The sequence below is a fragment of the Mycobacterium mantenii genome (assembly GCF_010731775.1).
In the GTDB taxonomy this organism is placed as follows: domain Bacteria; phylum Actinomycetota; class Actinomycetes; order Mycobacteriales; family Mycobacteriaceae; genus Mycobacterium; species Mycobacterium mantenii.
Window position 1 is genome coordinate 914,132 of sequence record NZ_AP022590.1, and the last position, 22,393, is coordinate 936,524.

18 protein-coding genes and 1 pseudogene are annotated in these 22,393 nt (G+C 69.7%); 17 read left to right on the top strand and 2 right to left on the bottom strand.

The features are described from left to right. Positions 1–44: 44 nt before the first annotated feature. Positions 45–3,425 carry a bifunctional lysylphosphatidylglycerol synthetase/lysine--tRNA ligase LysX gene (gene lysX, locus G6N50_RS04350; RefSeq protein WP_372509989.1) on the bottom strand — a complete coding sequence of 1,127 codons (3,381 nt, stop codon included), beginning with the start codon at positions 3,423–3,425 and terminating at the stop codon, positions 45–47. A 437-nt stretch (positions 3,426–3,862) separates the two neighbouring features. Between lysX and infC the strand changes: the two genes are divergently transcribed. From infC to G6N50_RS04370, 4 genes are all read left to right on the top strand, one after another. Beyond that, complete coding sequence (gene infC, locus G6N50_RS04355) at positions 3,863–4,468, top strand: translation initiation factor IF-3 (RefSeq protein WP_083094165.1); 606 nt, start codon at positions 3,863–3,865, stop codon at positions 4,466–4,468. 67 nt (positions 4,469–4,535) lie between these two features. After that, on the top strand, positions 4,536–4,730 hold the full coding sequence (rpmI, locus tag G6N50_RS04360; protein ID WP_083094064.1) for a 50S ribosomal protein L35: 195 nt from the start codon (positions 4,536–4,538) through the stop codon (positions 4,728–4,730). A gap of 80 nt (positions 4,731–4,810) precedes the next feature. Then, entirely contained in the window at positions 4,811–5,206 is a 396-nt protein-coding gene (rplT, locus tag G6N50_RS04365) for a 50S ribosomal protein L20 (protein WP_007776071.1), read from the top strand. Between the two features lie 24 nt (positions 5,207–5,230). Beyond that, entirely contained in the window at positions 5,231–6,031 is an 801-nt protein-coding gene (locus G6N50_RS04370; protein ID WP_083094063.1) for a TrmH family RNA methyltransferase, read from the top strand. Here G6N50_RS04370 and G6N50_RS04375 read toward each other — a convergent pair. Beyond that, the gene (locus G6N50_RS04375; protein ID WP_372509990.1) at positions 6,018–7,085 is read right to left on the bottom strand and encodes an oxygenase MpaB family protein; all 1,068 of its coding nucleotides are present in this window, start codon (positions 7,083–7,085) and stop codon (positions 6,018–6,020) included. The two genes, G6N50_RS04370 and G6N50_RS04375, sit on opposite strands and share 14 nt — an antisense overlap. Before the next feature lie 223 nt (positions 7,086–7,308). Here G6N50_RS04375 and G6N50_RS04380 point away from each other — a divergent pair, with 223 nt between their 5' ends. The 13 genes and pseudogenes from G6N50_RS04380 (at position 7,309) to G6N50_RS04440 (ending at position 22,353) form a co-directional block, all read left to right on the top strand. Beyond that, complete coding sequence (locus tag G6N50_RS04380; RefSeq protein WP_083094062.1) at positions 7,309–8,226, top strand: adenylate/guanylate cyclase domain-containing protein; 918 nt, start codon at positions 7,309–7,311, stop codon at positions 8,224–8,226. A gap of 9 nt (positions 8,227–8,235) precedes the next feature. Next, positions 8,236–9,057 carry a rhomboid-like protein gene (locus G6N50_RS04385; RefSeq protein WP_083094061.1) on the top strand — a complete coding sequence of 274 codons (822 nt, stop codon included), beginning with the start codon at positions 8,236–8,238 and terminating at the stop codon, positions 9,055–9,057. 145 nt (positions 9,058–9,202) lie between these two features. After that, on the top strand, positions 9,203–10,246 hold the full coding sequence (gene pheS / locus G6N50_RS04390) for a phenylalanine--tRNA ligase subunit alpha (RefSeq protein ID WP_083094060.1): 1,044 nt from the start codon (positions 9,203–9,205) through the stop codon (positions 10,244–10,246). Further along, positions 10,246–12,732 carry a phenylalanine--tRNA ligase subunit beta gene (pheT, locus tag G6N50_RS04395; RefSeq protein ID WP_083094059.1) on the top strand — a complete coding sequence of 829 codons (2,487 nt, stop codon included), beginning with the start codon at positions 10,246–10,248 and terminating at the stop codon, positions 12,730–12,732. Before pheS ends, pheT begins: the two co-directional genes overlap by 1 nt. Positions 12,733–12,762: 30 nt before the next feature. Further along, positions 12,763–13,822 (top strand): annotated as a pseudogene (argC, locus tag G6N50_RS04400) (N-acetyl-gamma-glutamyl-phosphate reductase). Continuing rightward, positions 13,819–15,033 carry a bifunctional glutamate N-acetyltransferase/amino-acid acetyltransferase ArgJ gene (gene argJ, locus G6N50_RS04405; protein WP_083094057.1) on the top strand — a complete coding sequence of 405 codons (1,215 nt, stop codon included), beginning with the start codon at positions 13,819–13,821 and terminating at the stop codon, positions 15,031–15,033. Before argC ends, argJ begins: the two are co-directional and overlap by 4 nt. Beyond that, a complete protein-coding gene (gene argB / locus G6N50_RS04410; RefSeq protein WP_083094056.1) occupies positions 15,030–15,917 on the top strand; it encodes an acetylglutamate kinase in 888 nt (295 codons plus the stop codon). The genes argJ and argB overlap by 4 nt, the downstream gene beginning before the upstream one ends. Then, a complete protein-coding gene (locus G6N50_RS04415; RefSeq protein ID WP_083094055.1) occupies positions 15,914–17,107 on the top strand; it encodes an acetylornithine transaminase in 1,194 nt (397 codons plus the stop codon). Before argB ends, G6N50_RS04415 begins: the two co-directional genes overlap by 4 nt. Further along, on the top strand, positions 17,104–18,030 hold the full coding sequence (argF, locus tag G6N50_RS04420) for an ornithine carbamoyltransferase (RefSeq protein ID WP_083094054.1): 927 nt from the start codon (positions 17,104–17,106) through the stop codon (positions 18,028–18,030). Before G6N50_RS04415 ends, argF begins: the two co-directional genes overlap by 4 nt. Next, positions 18,027–18,521, top strand: a complete 495-nt coding sequence (locus tag G6N50_RS04425) for an arginine repressor (RefSeq protein ID WP_083094053.1) — start codon at positions 18,027–18,029, stop codon at positions 18,519–18,521. The genes argF and G6N50_RS04425 overlap by 4 nt, the downstream gene beginning before the upstream one ends. 26 nt (positions 18,522–18,547) lie before the next feature. Then, entirely contained in the window at positions 18,548–19,765 is a 1,218-nt protein-coding gene (locus G6N50_RS04430; protein WP_083094052.1) for an argininosuccinate synthase, read from the top strand. Then, on the top strand, positions 19,762–21,180 hold the full coding sequence (gene argH, locus G6N50_RS04435; RefSeq protein ID WP_083094051.1) for an argininosuccinate lyase: 1,419 nt from the start codon (positions 19,762–19,764) through the stop codon (positions 21,178–21,180). Before G6N50_RS04430 ends, argH begins: the two co-directional genes overlap by 4 nt. Positions 21,181–21,291: 111 nt before the next feature. Further along, positions 21,292–22,353 carry a type III polyketide synthase gene (locus G6N50_RS04440; protein WP_083094050.1) on the top strand — a complete coding sequence of 354 codons (1,062 nt, stop codon included), beginning with the start codon at positions 21,292–21,294 and terminating at the stop codon, positions 22,351–22,353. The last annotated feature ends 40 nt before the right edge of the window (positions 22,354–22,393 follow it).

A 22,393-nucleotide genomic window follows, 5' to 3' on the forward strand; every position in this document is an offset into this window, starting at 1 on the left:
CACCGAATGTTCGCCCTGGGCTCGCTGGACGTTCCGGACCTCCGCTAATGCGGCTTGGCCAGCGGAAATGGCAGTGTCTCGCGGATGCTGCGACCCGTTATGAGCATGACGAGCCGATCGATGCCCATGCCCAGCCCGCCGGTCGGCGGCATCGCGTACTCCATCGCCTGCAGGAAATCCTCGTCGAGCTCCATCGCCTCGGGATCCCCGCCGGCAGCTAACAGCGACTGCTCCTGCAGGCGCCGACGCTGCTCGACCGGGTCGGTGAGCTCGCTGTAGGCGGTGGCCAGCTCCACACCCCAGGCCACCAGGTCCCACCGCTCGGCGACGCCGGGTTCGCTGCGGTGCGGCCGGGTCAGCGGCGACACGGATGTCGGAAAGTCGATGTAGAACGTCGGCTCCTCGGTCCGGTCCTCGACCAGGTGCTCGTACAGTTCCAGCACCACCGCGCCGACATCCCAGTGCGCCCGATAGGGAACGTGTGCGGCGTCGGACAGCTTGCGCAGGACCGACAGCGGCGTCGCGGGGTCGATGCGCTCGCCGAGCGCTTCGGACACGGCGTCATGCACGGTCTTGACCGCCCAGACCCCGGAGATGTCGACCGGCTCCAGCCGGCCGTCGGGGCCGCCCGCGCCGTGCCGCATCACGATCTGCTCGCCGTGCGCGGCCTGGGCGGCGTTCTGGATGAGCTCGCGGCAGCCGTCGATCCACACCTTGTAGTCGGCGTGGGCCTGGTAGGCCTCCAGCAGGGTGAATTCCGGGTTGTGGCTGAAGTCGACGCCCTCGTTTCGGAAGGCCCGGCCCAGTTCGAAGACCCGCTCCACGCCGCCGACACACAGCCGCTTCAGGTAGAGCTCCGGCGCGATGCGCAGGAACAGGTCCAGGTCGTAGGTGTTGATGTGCGTGACGAAGGGCCGGGCGGTGGCCCCGCCGTGGATCTGCTGCAGGATCGGGGTCTCGACTTCGATGAAATCCTTGGCGAACAGCGTCTGCCGCACCGAACGCAACACCTCACTGCGCGCCTTGATCAACTCGCGCGACTCGGGATTGACGGCCAGGTCGACGTAGCGGGTCCGCACCCGCGCCTCGGGATCGGTCAGCCCCTTCCACTTGTTCGGCAACGGCCGCAAGCACTTACCAATCATTCGCCAGTCGGCCACGATCAGCGAGCGGCTTCCCTTCTTGGAAAAGCCCATGTGCCCGGTCACCTCGACCAGGTCCCCCAGGTCGATGGCCGCGGTGAAGTCGGCGGTTCGTCGACGCTGCAGCTGCGAATTGTCCAGCAGCACTTGCATTTCGCCCGACCAGTCGCGCAGGTGGGCGAACAGCACCCCGCCGTAGTCGCGGATCCGCAATATCCGTCCCGAGACGGTGATGGTGTCCCGGTCGTCCGCGTCTTGCGCCGTCGCGACGCTGTGGCTGGGCGGAGACCCCACCGGATACGCGTCGACACCGTCGCGCTGCAAGGTCTTCAGCTTGGCCAGGCGCACCCGAACCTGTTCGGGCAGGCGCGATCTGGACTCTTCCTCGTCGGCGGACTCCCGGCGCTCCCGCAACCCGCTGACGTCCGGGGTGCTGCCGTCGTGATGCAGGAGTCCGGATTCCGCCAGTCGCGCCGGGACGGCGGGGTAGTGGCCGGTGTGCGTTTTGCGGCGGCCGAAGGGCAACACCAGGAACCCCTCGGCAAGCGCCGAGGCGACGCCGACCCGCGGAATGAGCCGGGCGTCCTCGTAGCAGGCGTAGCGCGGCACCCACTCGGGCTGATACTTCATGTTGGAGCGGTACAGGGTCTCCAGCTGCCACCACCGCGAGAAGAACAGCAGCAGCCCCCGCCACAGCCGGGCGACGGGACCGGCGCCCAGCTGGGCGCCCTGTTCGAACGCCGAGCGAAACATCGCAAAGTTCAGCGAAATACGGGTGATGCCAAGGGTTTCGGCGTTGAGCGCCAGGTCGCTGACCATCAGCTCGATGGTGCCGTTGGGGGACTGCGGTGAACGGCGCATCAGGTCCAGGGAAACTCCGGTGGTGCCCCACGGAACCAGCGACAGCATGGCCACGACGCTGCCGTCGCGGTCCAGCGCCTCGACCAGCAGGCAATCCCCGTCGGCGGGGTCGCCGAGCCGGCCCAGCGCCATGGAAAAACCGCGCTCGGTCTGGGTGTCGCGCCAGGCGTCGGCGCGGGCGATGGTGTCGGCCATCTCATCGGCGGTGATGTCGCGGTGGCGCCGGATCCGCACAGTCAGTCCCGCCCGGCGCGCCCGGGTCACGGCCTGGCGGACCCCGCGCATATCGGGGCCGGACAGCTTGAAATCGGAGGTGCGCAGGATGGCCTCGTCGCCGAGCTCGAGCGCGTTCAGACCGCCTTCGCGGTACGCCCGCGCACCCTGGGTGCTGGCGCCCATCACGCCGGGTGCCCAGCCGTAGGCCTGGCACAGGCCCAGCCAGGCGTCGACGGCCTGCGGCCAGGCCCGGGGATCACCGATCGGGTCGCCGCTGGCCAGGCAGACGCCGATCTCGACCCGGTAGGTGATGGCCGCGCGCCCGCTCTGGGCGAAGACCACCGACTTGTCCCGGCGGGTGGCGAAGTAGCCCAGGGAATCGTTTCTGCCGTAGAGCTCGAGCAGCCCGCGGATGGCCGATTCGTCCTCGCCGGTCAGCGCGTTCTCCGCGCGCTGGGATTGGAAGAGCACGATCGTCGCCAAGATCAGCGCCAGCGCGCCGAACAACCCGAAGATCGCGTTGAGGAACACGTGCGGCCGGCCGGTGAACAGATCCGGATCCGCCAGCGCGAAGCCGACCACCCGGTTGGCCACATACGGCAGGCGGTCCTGGCGGGTGAGGGTTCCCGGGAACAACTCGACCAGGCCCCAGGACACCAGGATCCCCACCACGTCGCCGGCGACCAGCACCGCGGCCGCCTTGACCAGTGCGCCCTTGCGGACCTTGGCCCAGAACTCCCGATAGGCCAGCAGCAGCAGGACGATCGCCACGATGTGCACGGCGAAGCCGAGGTTCTCGCCGAAGATCTCGGCGGGGGTGTTGTCGCCCGCGGCGATGTCGGCGGCGTTCAGCGCCGCGGCCAGGATCATGTTGGCCAGCAAAAGCAGCCAGGCGATGCGCTTACGCGCGGTCAGGGCCGCGGCCAGCAGAGCCAGGATGAACGACCACGCGATGCTGGTGTCCGGGAAGTTGAACAGATAGTCGTTGATGAACTCGCGGGGGACCTTGATCAGGTACCTGATCAACGGCGACACGCTGCCCAGCAGTGACACGGTGGCGATGACGCCCACGGTCCACCCGGCCGCCGCCGGCACCCAGCGATACCGCGAGTTCGACCGTCCGCGCGGCCCCAGACGCGGCCCCGAACGAGGGCCCGAATTGGGCCCCGGATTAGGCGTAGCGAGTGTCACAGACCGCGAGGATATGCCCTCAATCCGTGAAATGCTTGCGGAAGCGCCAGGTGTGGCGGACACCAGTTTGCACATGTTTTGCGGGCCGGGTTGGCCCGTTGCAGCGCGGCCGTCCGGGCGAAGTGCTAAAAGGCACCTCAAGGCTGCTAAACTGGCGCCTGCGACCATCCCGGCGAACGCCAGGAACAGTTAAGTGGAGTCCCACTCCCACCGCGAGCCGATGAGATCCCCGTGCGGATCCGCCAAGGTTCAGCGGTCCGGTCACAGGCATCGCGGATGCCTGTTCCGCGAGTGACGCGGGCGGCTCGGGTAGTTCCCAGCCGCGATCGGTCGGCATTGGGCCCTGCTTGTGCAGGGCTTTTTTGCTAGTGGTGTGGTGTCTCCGCTGCTGGTTCCCGGACCGAGCCGGACATCGGCCGCACCGGACCCAGAAGCCCAACAAGGGAGGCCCCATCAGCACTGAGACCCGCGTCAACGAGCGCATTCGCGTACCTGAAGTCAGATTGATCGGCCCAGGGGGAGAGCAGGTAGGCATAGTGCGCATCGAAGACGCACTGCGCGTCGCTGCGGACGCCGATCTCGACCTTGTCGAAGTTGCCCCGAACGCCAGACCACCGGTCTGCAAGATCATGGACTACGGCAAGTTCAAATACGAAGCGGCGCAGAAGGCGCGCGAATCCCGCCGGAACCAGCAGCAGACCGTCGTCAAAGAACAAAAGCTGCGACCGAAGATCGACGATCACGACTACGAGACCAAAAAGGGTCACGTCATCCGCTTCCTGGAGGCGGGATCGAAGGTGAAGGTCACCATCATGTTCCGCGGACGCGAGCAGTCGCGGCCCGAGCTGGGCTACCGGTTGCTCCAGCGCCTGGGTGCGGACGTGGCCGAATACGGTTTCGTCGAAACGTCCGCCAAGCAGGACGGCCGCAACATGACGATGGTGCTGGCACCGCATCGCGGCGCGAAGACTCGCGCCAAGGCGCGGCATCCGGAAGGACCCGGGGGCGGCGCGCCGGATTCCGATGCGGCCGCCGAAGCCGAACCTTCGTCGAACTGACCTAACGCGAGACTCCCGAGCGCCCGGGTGCTTCACCGAGCACCCGAGCACAACGAACAGAGGAAACATGCCCAAAGCCAAGACCCACAGCGGGGCGTCAAAGCGGTTCCGGCGCACCGGAACCGGCAAGATCGTCCGCCAGCAGACCAACCGCCGGCATCTGCTCGAACACAAGCCGAGCAAGCGGACCCGGCGCCTCGACGGCCGAACCACGGTGTCGGCCAACGACACCAAGCGAGTTAACAGCCTGCTGAACGGCTGACCACCGCGCCGGCCAGACCCGCATCGCGAGCTGGCACGGCGACCCGACCAATTAATTGTGAACGAGAGTAGGAACATCTGATGGCACGCGTGAAGCGGGCGGTCAACGCCCACAAGAAGAGGCGCAGCATCCTGAAGGCCTCGAAGGGCTATCGCGGCCAGCGATCCCGGCTCTACCGTAAGGCCAAAGAGCAGCAACTTCATTCACTGAACTACGCCTACCGCGACCGTCGTGCGCGCAAGGGCGAGTTCCGCAAGCTGTGGATCTCGCGGATCAACGCGGCCGCCCGCGCCAACGACATCACCTACAACCGGCTGATCCAGGGCCTCAAGGCCGCCGGTGTGGAGGTGGACCGGAAGAACCTGTCCGACATCGCGATTGCCGACCCGGCCGCATTCACGGCGCTGGTCGACATCGCACGGGCGGCACTGCCCGAGGACGTCAACGCCCCCTCCGATTCGGGAGAAGCGGCCTAACCGGCGACGCTGCGGACCGCGCAGGTGCTGACCGAACGCTCGGCCAGGGTCGCCGCGGCGGTCAAGTTGCATCGCCACGTCGGCCGCGGGCGGGCCGGCCGCTTCCTCGCCGAAGGCCCCAACCTCGTCGAGGCCGCCGCCCGCCGCGGCCTGATTCGCGACGTCTTCGTCACCGAAGTCGCCCGGCAGCGTCACGCGTCGCTGCTGGCGACTCTGGATGCCGCGCGATGCCCGGTCCACCCCGTCACCGAGCGCGCCGCGAAAGCGTTGTCCGACACCGTCACCCCGGCGGGGCTGGTCGCCGTGTGCGAAACGCCGGAGACGCGGCTTCGGGACGTGCTGGCCGGCTCGCCGCGGCTGGTCGCGGTCGCCGTCGAAATCGGCGAACCGGGCAACGCGGGCACCCTCATCCGCCTCGCCGACGCGATGGGCGCGGCCGGTGTCATCCTCGGCGGCCACAGCGTCGACCCGTACAACGGCAAGTGCCTGCGCGCATCGGCGGGCAGCATCTTCTCGGTCCCGGTGGTCGTCGCGCCGGACACGCTCGCCGCCGTCGACGCGTTGCGTGCCGCGGGCCTGCAGCTGCTCGCCACCACCGTGGACGGCGAGACCCGGCTCGACGAGGCTACCGAACTGCTCGGCGCGCCGACGGCGTGGCTGTTCGGACCCGAATCACATGGCCTGCCAAGCGAAATCGCGGCGGCGGCCGACCACCGCATGCGCATCCCGATGGCCGGCGGTGCGGAGAGCCTGAATGTGGCCTCCGCCGCGGCCATCTGTCTGTATCAGAGCGCGCGGGCGCTGAACCTGCCTACGCGGCCCTAGCCGGCCGTTTCGGGCGGCCCCGCCCGGCGCGCAAGCCGGCCAGCGACAGCGTCGTGTGCACCAGAGAGCCGGCGCGTTCCATCAGGGCTCGGGCGGGTTGCAATGCGGGGTCCAACGGCGACCTGGGCGGCGGGGGGAAGTAATGCATCGGAAGCCCGCGGCGGTCCCGCGGCGGCGCCATGAACGGCGGGGCCTCGACCAGCGGCGCGTCGCTGGGCAGCCGTCCCTCGGCGCGGCGGTAGGCGGCCAGCGCGCGCGGGTGCAGCCGGATTTCGTCGGGGACCGCCAGGAAGGCCAGTTCGACGACCTTGCCGAACAGGCGCAGCAACACCTCGTCGCCGGGTGTCCAGTGCATTCCGGCCTTCTCGCGCACCGCGGGCTCGAACAGTCCCGCGGCGATCCAGCGCTGGCCGGCGACCAGGGGTTTGAATATCTGGTCCCAGATCGGTGTCGGCATCAACACGAATTTCGGCTTCGGGATTCGCATCTGGAAGATGTCCAGCGTCGCCCGGTTGATCTCCAGGGTGTCGCGGCCGGTGCGCTCCCAGTACTCCTGGAAGTCTTCCCACGATTCGGGCACCGGCCGCATGCTCATCCCGTACATCCGGTACCACTGCACGTGCTCGGCGAAGAGCTGCCGCTTCTCGGCCTCGGTCAGGCCGCCGCAGAAGTATTCGGCCACCTTGACGATCAGCATGAAAAATGTGGCGTGCGCCCAGTAGAACGTCTCGGGATTGAGTGCGTGATAGCGCCGCCCGGTGGCGTCGGTTCCCTTGATGGTGTGGTGGTAGCTGGTGATCTGCTGGCCGGTCTGGGATGCGCGGTCGCCGTCGTAGACGACACCCATGATCGGGTACACGGACCGGGCCACCCGCTGCAGCGGCTCCCGCAGTAGGATCGAGTGCTCCTCGACGGCCGCGCCGAGTTCGGGATACATGTTCTGGATCGCCCCGATCCACACCCCCATCATCCCGGTGCGCAGATCGCCAAAATACTTCCAGGTCAGGGAATCTGGTCCGAGTGGATCGGCGGGCTCAGTCCCGCACGCGCTCACAGTGCCAGTCATCGCGGCCTCCTGCTCCAATTGCGCTCACGATAACTTTGACAACGCGCGTTGTCTGTGTTTTCGGGGATGTGTCGGCAGGGGTGTTATCGAGCTTCCACATCAGTGTGGCACCACCGTGATCAGGCGGTTTGGTGCGAGATGCGACACATCTGGCCCAACCTGTCCTGAACAGTCGTTGCCTGCCTCTGGCGAAACCAAATAACCTGGCCAGGTGGAACTCGCGCGTCGCGATCTGGACCCGGGCGAGCCCGAAGAGATGCAGGCGCAATCCGCTCCGCAACGTTCTCCACTGTCGGTGCACACCGCGACTGAATGGCTGCACAGCCGCAACCGCAGCCCCGGGGCGGTTGCCTTCATTCGGCGTGCGCGCCGGCTGCTGCCCGGCGACCCCGAGTTCGGCGATCCGCTGTCCACCGCGGGCGATGGCGGTCCGCGCGCGGCGGCGCGCGCGGCCGACCGGCTGCTGGGGGATCGCGACGCGGTGTCGCGCGAGTTCGGCCTCGGGGTGCTGCAGGTGTGGCAGGCGCTGACCGAAGGCGTTTCCCGGCGGCCGGCCAATCCGGAGGTAACGCTGGTCTTCACCGACCTGGTCGGCTTCTCGACGTGGTCGCTGAAGGCCGGCGACGACGCGGCGCTGGCGCTGCTCCGGCAGGTGGCCCGGGCCCTCGAGCCACCCCTGCTCGACGCCGGCGGACACATCGTCAAGCGGATGGGCGACGGCCTCATGGCGGTGTTCGGCGATCCGACGGTCGCCGTGCGGGCCGTGCTGGCCGCCAAGGAGGCAGTGAAATCGGTCGAGGTCGGCGGCTACACGCCCCGGATGCGGGTCGGGATCCACACCGGGCGCCCGCAGCGCCTGGCCTCGGACTGGCTCGGCGTCGATGTGAACATCGCCGCACGAGTTATGGAAAGAGCCACCAAGGGTGGAATTATGGTGTCGAGTTCAACGTTGGATCTGATACCGCAAAGCGAGTTGGACGCGTTGGGCGTCGAGGCCAAACGCACGAGGAAGCCGGTCTTCGGGCCGAAGCCCGCCGGCATTCCCGACGATCTGGCGATATATCGCATCAAGACTCTTAAGGAGTTGTCAGGCCCCGATGACACAGCCGAAGCGAAACCGCAGCCATAATGGATGCCAATGGTAGGGGGCATAGTGTCCCGGCTCGCCCGGGTCCAATTCACTGTGGGGTATGCGGTGCTGCTGCTTGCCATCAGCTGCGCCATCCTGGCCCTGGGCCCACACGCGCATGACGTCATCGTGCAGCGTGCCAGCACTAACGTGCACAACCTGGCCCACGGCCACGTGGGCACGCTGCTGGGCAGCGCGCTGGTCGTCGACGCCGGTCCGCTCTACTTCTGGCTGCCCTTCCTGACCTGTCTGCTCGCGCTGGCCGAGCTGCATCTGCGCACCATCCGGCTGGTGGTGGCCTTCGTCGTCGGCCACATCGGCGCCACACTGCTGGTGGCCGCGGCCCTCGCCGCGTCGGTCGAGTTCGGCTGGCTGCCCCTGTCGATCACCCGGGCCAGCGACGTCGGCATGAGCTACGGCGCGCTGGCGGTGCTCGGCGCGATGACTGCCGTGATCCCCTCGCGCTGGCGGGCCGCCTGGGTCGGCTGGTGGGTGGCGGCGGGCATCGCTTCGGCGATCATCGGCGGCGACTTCACCGATGCCGGCCACACCGTCGCCGTGATCTTGGGCGTGCTGGTCTCGGCCCGGTTCCGGCAGCCGATCCACTGGACGCCGGCCCGGTACCTGATGCTGGCGGCGTCCTCGGGCTTCGGCTTCCTGATGCTGGCCCACCACTGGGGGACCCTGGCGGCGACGCCGGTGTTCGGCCTCGTGGGCGCCTTTGTGGCCTACCGGGTGGCGAAGTTCGCCCGCGGTCGGAGCCTTCCGGCCATGCCGGTCGGAGGCGACGACGCGCTGGCCGGTCCGCAGCCGGCCGTCGCCGCCGGCTAAGCCACTCCACGGCCACCGCCGTGCTTCGTCGGCCCCCGGCCGCCCAACTGCCAAGCGCCCGCCGGGCCCCACGCGCCGAATCACTATGATCAGCACTTGCCGCTGGGCAAGTGCAGCCAACCCTCAGCAAGGAGAGTGTCGCCGCGTGGGTGATCAACCCGTGGACCTGTCGCCGGAAGCCCTGGCCCAAGCGGTCAGCACCGCCCGGGAGGCCTTCACGCGGGCCGGCGACCTCGACGCACTGGCGCGGGTCAAGACCGAGCACCTCGGCGACCGCTCACCGCTGGCGCTGGCGCGCCAGGCGCTGGGCGGCGTCCCCAAGGACGAGCGTGCCGATGCCGGGAAGCGGGTCAACGCGGCCCGCACCGAAGCCCAGCAGGGCTACGACGAACGGCTCGCGGTGCTGCGCGCCGACCGCGACGCCGCCGTGCTGGTGGCCGAAGGCATCGACGTCACGCTGCCCTCGACCCGGCAGCCGATCGGCGCGCGGCACCCGATCACGATCCTGGCCGAACACATCGCCGACACCTTCATCGCCATGGGCTGGGAACTGGCGGAGGGGCCCGAGGTCGAGACCGAGCAGTTCAACTTCGACGCGCTCAACTTCCCGGCCGACCACCCCGCGCGCAGCGAACAGGACACCTTCTACGTCGCACCCGACGATTCCCGGCAACTGCTGCGTACCCACACCTCGCCGGTGCAGGTGCGCACCCTGCTCGCGCGCGAGCTGCCCGTCTACGTCATCTCGATCGGCCGCACGTTTCGCACCGACGAACTCGACTCCACCCACACGCCGGTCTTCCATCAGGTCGAGGGTTTGGCGGTGGACCGCGGCCTGACCATGGCCCATCTGCGGGGAACGCTGGACGCGTTCGCGCGCGCCGAGTTCGGCCCCGAGGCGCGCACCCGGATCCGTCCGCATTTCTTCCCGTTCACCGAGCCGTCCGCCGAGGTCGACGTGTGGTTCGTCGGCAAGAAGGGCGGTGCCGGCTGGGTGGAGTGGGGTGGCTGCGGCATGGTGCATCCAAACGTGTTACGCGCCGCGGGGATTGACCCAGACGTCCACTCCGGCTTCGCATTCGGCATGGGGCTGGAACGAACGCTGCAGTTCCGCAACGGGATTCCGGACATGCGCGACATGGTCGAGGGCGACATCCGGTTCTCGCTGCCGTTCGGGGTGGGTGCCTGATGCGCGTTCCGTACAGCTGGCTACGTGAGATCGTGGCGGCCGGCGCGCCGGACTGGGACGTCACCCCCGACGAACTCGAGCAGGCGCTGGTGCGCATCGGCCACGAGGTCGAAGAGGTCACCACCCTGGGCCCGGTCGAGGGTCCGCTGAAGGTGGGCCGGGTCACCGCCATCGAAGAACTCAGCGGCTTCAAAAAGCCGATCCGGTTCTGCCACGTCGACGTCGGCGACGGAAAAGACCGCGAGATCGTTTGCGGCGCGACCAACTTCGCCGTCGGAGACCTCATCGTGGCGGCGCTGCCCGGCGCCACGCTGCCCGGAAACTTCACCATCGCGGCCCGCAAGACCTACGGCCGCAACTCCGACGGCATGATCTGCTCGGCGGCAGAACTCGGCTTGGGCGCCGACCACTCCGGGATCCTGGTGCTGCCGCCGGGCACCGCCGCCCCTGGAGCCGACGGCGCCGCGGTACTCGGACTCGACGACGTGGTCTTCCACCTGGCGATCACGCCGGACCGCGGCTACTGCATGTCGCTGCGGGGCCTGGCCCGCGAGATCGCCTGCGCCTACGACCTGGATTACGTCGACCCGGCGGACGTGAAACCGTTGCCGGTCGACGGCGAGGCCTGGCCGCTGACCGTGCAGCCCGACACCGGCGTGCGGCGATTCGCGCTGCGCCCGGTCACCGGCATCGACTCCGCGGCGGTGTCGCCGTGGTGGCTGCAGCGCCGGCTGCTGTTGTCCGGCATCCGCGCGACCTCCCCGGCGGTCGACGTGACCAACTACGTGATGCTCGAGCTCGGTCACCCCATGCACGCCCACGACCGCAACCGCATCACGGGAAGCTTCGGCGTGCGATTCGCCCGGCCCGGCGAGACCGTGGTCACCCTCGACGACATCGAGCGCAGGCTCGAGCCGGCCGACGTCCTCATCGTCGACGACGCGGCGACCACCGCGATCGGCGGCGTGATGGGCGCGGCGAGCACCGAGGTGCGTGCCGACTCGACCGACGTGCTGCTCGAGGCCGCCGTCTGGGACCCCGCCGCGGTCTCGCGCACCCAGCGCAGACTGCACCTGCCCAGCGAAGCCGCCCGCCGCTACGAACGGGGAGTCGATCCGGCCATCTCGGTGGCCGCGCTGGACCGCTGCGCCGCCCTCCTCGCCGACATCGCCGGCGGGGTGGTCTCCGACGGTCTGACCGACTGGCGCGGCGACCCGCCGCGCGATGACTGGTCACTCCCGCCCATCGACATCGCCGTCGACCTGCCGGATCGCCTCGCCGGGGTGGGCTATGCCCCGGGCACCACCGCCAAGCGGCTCGTCCAGATCGGCGCCGGGGTGGCGGAGCGTGGAGACACGCTGACGGTGACCCCGCCCAGCTGGCGGCCCGACCTGGTGCAGCCCGCCGACCTCGTCGAAGAGGTGCTGCGGCTCGAGGGGCTTCAGGCCATCCCGTCTGTGTTGCCGGCGGCGCCCGCCGGCCGGGGTCTGTCCGCCGTGCAGAAGCGCCGCCGCGCCATCGGCAGGTCGCTGGCCCAGTCCGGCTACGTCGAGATCCTGCCGACCCCGTTTCTGCCCGCGGGCGTGTTCGACCTGTGGGGCCTGCCGGCCGACGACCCGCGGCGCGCCACCACCAATGTGCTCAACCCGCTGGAGGCCGACCGTCCGCAGCTGGCCACCACGCTGCTCCCCGCGTTGCTGGAAGCTCTGGTGCGCAACGTCTCTCGCGGTCTGGTCGACGTCTCGCTGTATGCGCTGGCGCAGGTGGTCCAGCCGACGGAGCACACCCGCGCGGTGGAGCTCATTCCCGTGCACCGCCGGCCCACCGACGACGAGATCGCCGTGCTCGACGCGTCACTGCCACGGCAACCGCAACACGTTGCGGCGGTGCTGAGCGGCATGCGTGAACACCGCGGGCCCTGGGGCCCCGGCCGCCGGGCCGAAGCCGCCGACGCGTTCGAGGCGGTGCGCGTCATCGCCCGCGCCAGCGGAATCGACGTGCGGTTGCGGGCGGCGCAATACCTGCCGTGGCATCCGGGGCGGTGCGCCGAAGTCCTCGTCGGCGACACCCCGGTGGGCTACGCCGGCCAGCTGCATCCCGCGGTGATCGAGCGCTCCGGGCTGCCCAAGGGCACCTGCGCCGTCGAGCTCAACCTCGACGCGCTGCCCATACCCGCGGCGCTGCCCGCGCCCCGGGTGTCGCCGTTCCCGGCCGTCTTCCAGGACGTCAGTTTGGTGGTCGCCGCAGACATTCCGGCTCAGGCGGTGGCCGATGCCGTCCGCGAGGGTGCGGGGGAGTTGCTCGAAAACCTGCAGCTGTTCGACGTGTTCACCGGCCCGCAGATCGGCGAGGACCGCAAATCGCTGACCTTCGCGCTGCGGTTCCGGGCGCCGGACCGCACGCTCACCGAGGACGACGCCACCGCGGCTCGCGACGCCGCGGTCCGCCGTGCCGCCGAGGCGGTCGGCGCGGAGCTGCGCGCCTAGTGGAATGGATTTGCAAAGCACTGCATAACCATGCAGAATCGGCGGAATGGCCGACGGAATGAAGGTGGCGGTTGCCGGTGCCAGCGGCTACGCCGGCGGTGAAATCCTGCGCCTGCTGCTCGGGCACCCGGCCTGCGCGCACGGGCGCCTCACGATCGGCGCGGTGACAGCCGCCGCCAGCGTCGGCAGCGCGCTCGGCGAGCACCACCCACACCTGACGCCGCTGGCCCAGCGCGTGGTCGAGCCGACCGAGCTCGACGTGCTCGCAGGCCACGACGTGGTGTTCCTGGCCCTGCCGCACGGTCATTCGGCCGCGCTGGCCGAACAGCTCGGCCCCGACACCCTGATCATCGACTGCGGCGCCGACTTCCGGCTCACCGACGCCGCCGCGTGGGAGCGGTTCTACGGATCCCCGCACGCCGGCAGCTGGCCCTACGGGCTGCCCGAGCTGCCCGGCGCTCGCGAGCGGCTGCGCGGCGCCCGCCGGATCGCGGTGCCGGGCTGCTACCCGACCGCGGCGCTGCTGGCGTTGCTGCCCGCGGTGGCCGAGGACCTCATCGAGCCCGCCGTCACCGTCGTCGCCGTCAGCGGTACCTCCGGGGCCGGCCGCGCCGCCAAGACCGACCTGCTGGGCTCGGAGGTCATCGGCTCGGCGCGGGCCTACAACATCGCCGGGGCACACCGGCACACTCCCGAAATCGCCCAGGGCCTGGGCGCCGTCACCGGCCGCGACGTCACCGTGTCGTTCACCCCGGTGCTCATCCCGACGTCCCGCGGCATACTGGCCACCTGCACCGCGCACACCCGGGCGCCGCTGTCGCAGCTGCGGGAAGCCTACGAAAAGGCTTACCATACAGAGCCTTTCATCTATCTGCTGCCCGAGGGGCAGCTGCCCCGCACCGGGGCGGTGATCGGCAGCAACGCGGCACACATCGCCGTCGCGGTGGACGAGGCGGCGAGCACGTTCGTCGCGATCGCGGCGATCGACAACCTGGTCAAGGGAACCGCGGGCGCCGCCGTGCAGTCGATGAACCTGGCGCTGGGCTGGCCGGAGACAGAAGGCCTTTCGGTGATCGGGGTGGCGCCATGACGCGCGCCGGCGCGCAAGCGCGGTTGCTGCGCGAACAGGGCGTCACGGCGCCGGCCGGATTCCGGGCCGCCGGCATCGCCGCCGGCATCAAAACCTCGGGCAATCGCGACCTGGCGCTGGTTTTCAACGAAGGACCCGACTACGCCGCGGCCGGGGTGTTCACCCGCAACAAGGTCAAAGCCGCGCCGGTGCTGTGGAGCCAGCAGGTGCTGACCACCGGCGCGCTGCGTGCAGTGATCCTCAACTCCGGCGGCGCCAACGCCTGCACCGGACCGGTCGGATTCCAGGACACCCACGCCACCGCCGAGGCCGTCGCGGCCGCGCTGTCGGACTGGGGCACCGAGACCGGCGCCATCGAGGTCGCGGTGTGCTCCACCGGGCTGATCGGTGACCGGCTGCCGATGGACAGGGTGCTCGCAGGGGTGCGCGCGATCGTGCAGGACATGGCCGGTGGCCTGTCCGGCGGCGACGAGGCGGCGCAGGCGATCATGACCACCGACACCGTGCCCAAACAGGTTGCGCTGCACCATCCGGGCAACTGGACGGTCGGCGGGATGGCCAAGGGCGCGGGCATGCTCGCGCCGTCGCTGGCAACGATGCTCTGCGTGCTCACCACCGACGCGGCCGTCGACGCGGCGGCGTTGGACTCGGCGCTGCGCCGCGCCACCGCCCGCACCTTCGACCGGCTCGACATCGACGGCGCCTGCTCGACCAACGACACGGTGCTGCTGCTGGGTTCGGGGGCCAGCGGGATCGCGCCCAGCCAGGATGACCTCGACGACGCGGTGCTGCGGGTGTGCGACGACCTGTGCGCCCAGCTGCAAGCCGACGCCGAGGGCGTCACCAAGCGCGTCAACGTCACCGTGCAGGGGGCGGCCTGCGAGGACGACGCGCTGGTCGCCGCGCGGACGATCGCCCGCGACTCCCTGGTCAAGACGGCGGTGTTCGGCTCGGACCCTAACTGGGGCCGGGTGCTCGCCGCCGTCGGCATGGCGCCCATCGCCCTGGATCCCGACCGGATCACGGTGTCGTTCAACGGTTTTGCGGTCTTCGTCGACGGTGCCGGAGCCGCGGGCGCGCGCGAGGTGGACCTCTCGGGGGCCGACATCGACATCGCGGTCGATCTGCGGCTCGGCGACGGCCGGGCCACCGTCCGGACCACCGACCTGTCGCACGGCTACGTCGAAGAGAATTCGGCCTACAGCTCATGAGGCCCGCCACCGAGGGGTTGTCCACCCCGCTCAAGGCGCAGGTGCTCGCCGAAGCCCTGCCCTGGCTCAAGCAGCTGCACGGCAAGATCGTCGTGATCAAGTACGGCGGCAACGCCATGACCGACGACACGCTGCGGCACGCCTTCGCCTCCGACATGGCGTTTCTGCGTAACTGCGGCGTCCATCCCGTCGTCGTGCACGGCGGCGGCCCGCAGATCACCGCGATGCTGCGCCGGCTCGGCATCCCGGGCGACTTCAAGGGCGGATTCCGAGTCACCACACCGGAAGTGCTCGACGTGGCGCGCATGGTGTTGTTCGGTCAGGTCGGCCGCGAACTGGTCAACCTGATCAACGCGCACGGACCCTACGCCGTCGGCATCACCGGCGAGGACGCCCAGCTGTTCACCGCCGTGCGGCGCAGCGTCACCGTGGACGGCGTGGCCACCGACATCGGCCTGGTGGGAGACGTCGAACGGGTGAACACCGCGGCGGTCCTGGATCTGATTGCCGCGCGGCGCATTCCGGTGGTGTCGACGTTGGCGCCGGACGCCGAAGGCGTGGTGCACAACATCAACGCCGACACTGCCGCCGCGGCGCTGGCCGAGGCGCTGCGCGCCGAGAAGCTGTTGATGCTCACCGATGTCGAAGGCCTGTACACCAGCTGGCCGGACCGCGGTTCGCTGGTCAGCGAAATCGACACGGCCACCTTGTCGCAACTGCTACCCACGCTGGAGGCGGGCATGATTCCCAAAGTCGAAGCCTGTCTGCGGGCCGTGACCGCGGGCGTGCCCAGCGCGCACGTCATCGACGGGCGGGTCGAACATTGTGTCCTGGTCGAGCTTTTCACCGACGAGGGCACCGGCACCAAGGTGGTGAGCGCGTGACCAATACGGATGACGTCAAGCGGCGGTGGGAAGCCGTGATGATGAACAACTACGGCACCCCCGCGATGGCCCTGGCCGGCGGCGACGGCGCCGTGGTCAACGACGTGGACGGGAAGGCCTACCTCGACCTGCTCGGCGGCATCGCGGTCAACATCCTGGGCCACCGCCACCCCGCGATCATCGAGGCCGTCACCCACCAGATGTCGACGCTGGGCCACACCTCCAACCTGTATGCCACCGAACCGGGCCTCGCGCTGGCCGAGGAACTGGTGAGCCTGCTGGGCGCCGATTCCCCGGCGCGGGTGTTCTTCTGCAACTCCGGGACCGAGGCCAACGAGGTGGCATTCAAGCTGTCGCGGCTCACCGGGCGCACTAAACTCGTTGCCGCACAAGAGGCTTTCCATGGGCGGACCATGGGCTCGCTGGCGCTGACCGGTCAGCCGAGCAAGCAGGCGCCGTTCGCGCCGCTGCCCGGCGAGGTCACGCACGTGCCCTACGGCGACACCGCCGCCCTGGCCGCCGCGGTCGATGACGCCACCGCCGCCGTTTTTCTGGAACCGATCATGGGGGAGAGCGGCGTCGTCGTCCCGCCCGAGGGATACCTGGCCGCCGCGCGCGACATCACCGCGCGGCACGGCACGCTGCTGGTGCTCGACGAGGTGCAGACCGGAATGGGCCGCACCGGAACGTTTTTCGCCCACCAGCATGACGGCATCACCCCGGACGTGGTGACCATGGCCAAGGGGCTGGGCGGCGGCCTGCCGATCGGCGCCTGCCTGGCCATCGGCCCGGCCGCCGACCTGATGACACCCGGCCTGCACGGCAGCACGTTCGGCGGCAACCCGATCTGCGCCGCGGCGGCCCTCGCGGTGCTGCGGGTGCTCGCCGAGGAGAACCTGGTTCGTCACGCCGAGGTGCTGGGCAAGTCGCTGCGGCACGGCATCGAGGCGCTCGCCCACCCGCTGATCGATCACGTGCGCGGCCGCGGGCTGCTCTGCGGCGTGGCGCTCACCGCGCCGCGCGCCAAGGACGCCGAGGCGGCGGCCCGCCGGGCGGGGTTCCTGGTGAACGCGGCCGCACCCGACGTCATCCGGCTGGCGCCGCCGCTGATCATCACCGAAGCCCAGGTCGATACCTTCATTGCGGCCCTGCCGGGCATCCTCGACGAAGCAGCCGGGGTCGCGGCATGACGCGCCATTTCCTGCGCGACGACGACCTGTCGCCCGCCGAGCAGGCCGAGGTGCTGCAGCTGGCCGCCGAGCTGAAGAAGGACCCGCTGCGCGCCCGCCCGCTGGAGGGCCCGCGCGGGGTCGCGGTCCTGTTCGACAAGAACTCCACCCGCACCCGGTTCTCGTTCGAGGTGGGCATCGCCCAGCTCGGCGGGCACGCCGTCGTCGTCGACGCCCGCAGCACCCAGCTGGGGCGCGACGAAACGCTGGAGGACACCGCGCGGGTGCTGTCGCGCTACGTCGAGGCCATCGTCTGGCGGACCTTCGGGCAGGAACGCCTCGAAGCGATGGCCGCGACGGCGACGGTGCCGGTGGTCAACGCGCTGTCCGACGAATTCCATCCCTGCCAGGTGCTCGCCGATCTGCAGACCATCGCCGAGCGCAAGGGGGCGCTCACCGGCTTGCGGATGGCCTATTTCGGCGACGGCGCCAACAACATGGCCCACTCGCTGATGCTCGGTGGGGTCACCGCCGGCATCCACGTCACCATCGCCGCCCCGGACGGCTTCGCGCCCGCCGAGGCGTTTGTGACCGCGGCCCGGCGGCGCGCCGAGGACACCGGCGCCTCGGTCACCGTCACCGCCGACGCCGACGCCGCCGCGCGCGGCGCCGACGTCCTGGTCACCGACACCTGGACGTCGATGGGGCAGGAGGACGACGGGCTGGACCGCCTCACCCCATTCCGGCCCTACCAGATCAACGCCCGCCTGCTGTCCCTGGCCGACCCGGAAGGCATTGTGCTGCACTGTCTTCCGGCTCACCGCGGCGACGAGATCACCGACGAGGTGATGGACGGGCCGGCCAGCGTGGTCTTTGATGAGGCCGAAAACCGGTTGCACGCCCAAAAAGCGCTGCTGGTGTGGTTACTGGAGCGGTCGCGATGACCCGCTCGAAGGCCACGCCCGAAACCACCCGGGCCGGGCGCCAGGACCGCATCGTAGCGATCCTGTCGTCGGCGTCGATCAGCAGCCAGAGCGAGCTGGCGGCACGGCTGGCCGGTGAGGGCATCGACGTCACCCAGGCCACGCTCTCGCGCGACCTTGAAGAACTGGGTGCGGTGAAGCTGCGCGGCGCCGACGGGGGCGTCGGGGTCTACATCGTTCCCGAGGACGGCAGCCCGGTGCGTGGGGTGTCGGGCGGCACGGCCCGGCTGTCCCGGCTGCTGGGCGAACTGCTGGTGTCCGCCGACGCCAGCGCCAACCTCGCGGTGCTGCGCACCCCGCCCGGCGGCGCCAACTATCTGGCCAGCGCGATCGACCGCGCGGCGCTACCGTACGTCGTCGGCACCATCGCCGGCGATGACACCGTCTTCGTGGCCGCTCGCGAGCCGATGACCGGCGCCGAGTTGGCCAGCACCCTGGAAAAACTCACGTAAGCGTTTCAACTAAAGGAGATTGGTTCATGTCAGAACGCGTCATCCTGGCGTATTCCGGCGGTCTGGACACCTCGGTGGCCATCAGCTGGATCGGCAAGGAGACCGGCCGTGAGGTCGTAGCGGTGGCGATCGACCTCGGCCAGGGCGGCGAAGACATGGAGGTCATTCGCCAGCGGGCCCTGGACTGCGGCGCGGTGGAAGCCGTCGTCGTCGATGCCCGCGACGAGTTCGCCGAGGGCTACTGTCTGCCCACCATCCTGTCCAACGCCCTCTACATGGATCGTTACCCGCTGGTGTCGGCGATCAGCCGGCCGCTGATCGTCAAGCACCTGGTGGCGGCTGCCCGCGAGCACGGCGGCACCATCGTCGCGCACGGCTGCACCGGCAAGGGCAACGACCAGGTCCGGTTCGAGGTCGGATTCGGTTCGCTGGCGCCCGATCTCGAGGTGCTGGCGCCGGTCCGCGACTACGCCTGGACGCGGGAGAAGGCGATCGCGTTCGCCGAGGAAAACGCCATCCCGATCAACGTGACCAAGCGTTCGCCGTTCTCCATCGACCAGAACGTCTGGGGCCGCGCGGTGGAAACCGGCTTCCTGGAACACCTTTGGAATGCCCCCACCAAGGACGTCTACGCCTATACCGAGGACCCCACGCTGAACTGGAGCACTCCCGACGAGGTGATCGTCGGGTTCGAGCGCGGCGTGCCGGTGACGATCGACGGCAAGTCGGTGTCGGTGCTGGCTGCCATCGAGGAACTCAACACCCGGGCGGGCGCCCAGGGTGTGGGCCGGCTCGACGTCGTCGAGGACCGGCTGGTCGGCATCAAGAGCCGCGAGATCTACGAGGCGCCCGGCGCGATGGTGCTCATCACCGCGCACACTGAACTTGAACACGTCACGCTGGAGCGGGAACTGGGCCGGTTCAAGCGGCACACCGACCAGCGGTGGGCCGAGCTGGTGTACGACGGGCTGTGGTATTCACCGCTCAGGGAGGCCCTGGAGACCTTCGTCGCCAAGACCCAGGAGCACGTGACCGGTGAGGTGCGAATGGTGTTGCACGGCGGCCACATTGCGGTCAACGGCCGGCGCAGCGCGGAATCCCTGTACGACTTCAACCTGGCCACCTACGACGAGGGCGACAGCTTCGACCAGTCGGCCGCAAAGGGTTTCGTCTACGTGCACGGGTTGTCGTCCAAGATCGCCTCCCGCCGCGACCAGACCGTAGAGGGCCCGGCCGAAGCGTGAGCACTCGCGAGGGGTCCTTGTGGGGCGGGCGGTTCGCCGACGGCCCGTCGGATGCGCTGGTCGCGCTGAGCAAGTCCACCCACTTCGACTGGGTGCTGGCCCCCTACGACATCGTCGCCTCGCGGGCCCATACCGTGATCCTGTTCCGCGCCGGGTTGCTCGACGAGGAGCAGCGCGACGGGCTGCTGGCCGGCCTGGACCAACTGGCCTCCGACGTCGCCGACGGCAGCTTCTCGCCGCTGGTCACCGACGAGGACGTGCACGGGGCGCTGGAACGCGGACTGATCGACCGGGTCGGCGCCGACCTGGGCGGGCGGCTGCGGGCCGGGCGGTCGCGTAACGACCAGGTGGCCACCCTGTTCCGGATGTGGCTGCGCGACGCGGTGCGGCGGGTCGCCGCCGGGGCGCTCGACGTCGTCGGCGCGCTGGCCGCCCAGGCCGCCGCCCACCCCGGCGCCATCATGCCGGGCAAGACCCACATGCAGTCCGCCCAGCCGGTGCTGCTGGCCCACCATCTGCTGGCGCACGCCCATCCGCTGCTGCGCGACGTCGACCGGATCGTCGACTTCGATAGGCGCGCCGCGGTCTCCCCGTACGGCTCGGGGGCGCTGGCCGGGTCGTCGCTGGGCCTGGACCCCGACGCGATCGCCGCGGAGCTGGGTTTCGCCGCCGCCGCCGACAACTCCATCGACGCGACCGCATCCCGGGATTTCGCGGCGGAGGCCGCCTTCGTGTTCGCCATGATCGGGGTCGACCTGTCCCGGCTGGCCGAGGACATCATCCTGTGGAGCTCGACGGAATTCGGCTACGTCACCCTGCACGATTCGTGGTCGACCGGCAGCTCGATCATGCCGCAGAAGAAGAACCCCGACATCGCCGAGCTGGCGCGCGGCAAGTCCGGCCGCCTGATCGGGAACCTTGCCGGCCTGCTGGCCACGCTGAAGGCCCAGCCGCTGGCCTACAACCGTGACCTGCAGGAAGACAAGGAACCGGTGTTCGATTCGGTCGCCCAGCTGGAGCTGGTGCTGCCCGCGATGGCCGGGCTGGTGGGCAGCCTGACGTTCGACGTCGACCGGATGGCCGCGCTGGCTCCGGCCGGCTACACGCTGGCCACCGATATCGCCGAATGGCTGGTGCGCCAGGGGGTGCCGTTCCGGTCGGCGCACGAGGCCGCCGGGGCCGCGGTGCGCGCCGCCGAGCAGCGGGCCGTCGGACTCGACGAGCTGACCGACGACGAATTGGCCGCGATCAGCCCCGATCTCACGCCGGAAGTCCGTGAGGTTTTGACGATCGAGGGCTCGGTGTCCTCGCGTGACGCGCGTGGCGGCACCGCGCCGGTTCGGGTCGCCGAGCAGATCGAAACCGTCCTGGCCAGCGCCGATAGGCTCAAAAGCCAGCTGCGCGGCGACGGTTGAGATGAGCTTGGTTTCCCTGACGGGCCGTGACAAGCAGACTAGACTTCGGCCTCAAAGAGATCCGGTTGAACATTTCGCGCCGGGTCCTCGTCACCAAGGGGTGGGAGAACAATGAGCGTCGTCGCCGGCGTCTTCGGTGCGCTACCGCCGCACCGATACTCCCAGCGTGAGCTCACCGACTTCTTCGTCAGCATCCCGGAGTTCGAGGGCTACGAGGACATCGTCCGCCAGCTGCACGCCAGCGCCAAGGTCGGCAGCCGTCACCTGGTGCTGCCGCTCGAGCACTATTCCGCGCTGACCGACTTCGGCATGGCGAACCGGATCTTCGCCGAGCACGCCGTGAAGCTGGGGTGCGAAGCCCTGTCCGGCGCGCTCGACGAGGCGGGACTGCGGCCGCACGACGTCGACGTGCTCATCACCACCACCGTCACCGGGCTCGCCGTGCCGTCGGTGGACGCCCGGATCGCCGCGCAGCTCGGCCTGCGCGACGACGTCCGACGGGTGCCGCTGTTCGGGCTGGGCTGTGTGGCCGGCGCCGCCGGGGTGGCCCGGGTGAACGACTACCTGCGCGGCGCACCGGACGCCGTGGCCGCCCTGATCTCCGTCGAACTGTGCTCGCTGACCTATCCGGGATACAAGCCATCGCTGGCCGGGCTGGTCGGCAGTGCCCTGTTCGCCGACGGGGCCGCGGCGGTGGTGGCCGTCGGCGAGCGACGCGCCGAACAGCTGGCGGCCGGCGGGCCCAGCATCCTCGACTCGCGCAGCCATCTGTACCCGGACTCGCTGCGCACCATGGGCTTCGACGTGGGCGCCACCGGCTTCGAGCTGGTGCTGTCCAAGGACGTCGCGGCCGTCGTCGAGCAATACCTCGAAGCGGACGTCACCCAGTTCCTCGGAGCGCACGGCTTGACCACGGCCGACATCGGCGCCTTCGTCAGCCACCCGGGTGGCCCCAAGGTCATCGAGGCGATCAACGCGGCGCTCAGCCTGCCGCCCGAGGCGCTCGAACTCACCTGGCGTTCGCTCGGCGAGATCGGCAACCTCTCGTCGGCGTCGGTGTTGCATGTGCTGCGCGACACCATGGCCAAGCCGCCGCCGAGTGGAAGCCCCGGTCTGATGCTCGCGATGGGTCCGGGATTCTGTTCCGAGCTGGTGCTGTTGCGTTGGCATTGATCCTCGCCCGTGCACTTCCGTCCCTATCGTAAAGCGTCGC

Coding starts and splice junctions, on each gene's coding strand:
- argJ (WP_083094057.1), top strand. CDS start 13,819: ATGACGCGCGCCGGCGCGCAAGCGCGGTTGCTGCGCGAACAGGGCGTC.
- pheT (WP_083094059.1), top strand. CDS start 10,246: ATGCGCGTTCCGTACAGCTGGCTACGTGAGATCGTGGCGGCCGGCGCG.
- argB (WP_083094056.1), top strand. CDS start 15,030: ATGAGGCCCGCCACCGAGGGGTTGTCCACCCCGCTCAAGGCGCAGGTG.
- G6N50_RS04385 (WP_083094061.1), top strand. CDS start 8,236: ATGGTAGGGGGCATAGTGTCCCGGCTCGCCCGGGTCCAATTCACTGTG.
- G6N50_RS04430 (WP_083094052.1), top strand. CDS start 18,548: ATGTCAGAACGCGTCATCCTGGCGTATTCCGGCGGTCTGGACACCTCG.
- G6N50_RS04440 (WP_083094050.1), top strand. CDS start 21,292: ATGAGCGTCGTCGCCGGCGTCTTCGGTGCGCTACCGCCGCACCGATAC.
- rpmI (WP_083094064.1), top strand. CDS start 4,536: ATGCCCAAAGCCAAGACCCACAGCGGGGCGTCAAAGCGGTTCCGGCGC.
- argF (WP_083094054.1), top strand. CDS start 17,104: ATGACGCGCCATTTCCTGCGCGACGACGACCTGTCGCCCGCCGAGCAG.
- rplT (WP_007776071.1), top strand. CDS start 4,811: ATGGCACGCGTGAAGCGGGCGGTCAACGCCCACAAGAAGAGGCGCAGC.
- G6N50_RS04425 (WP_083094053.1), top strand. CDS start 18,027: ATGACCCGCTCGAAGGCCACGCCCGAAACCACCCGGGCCGGGCGCCAG.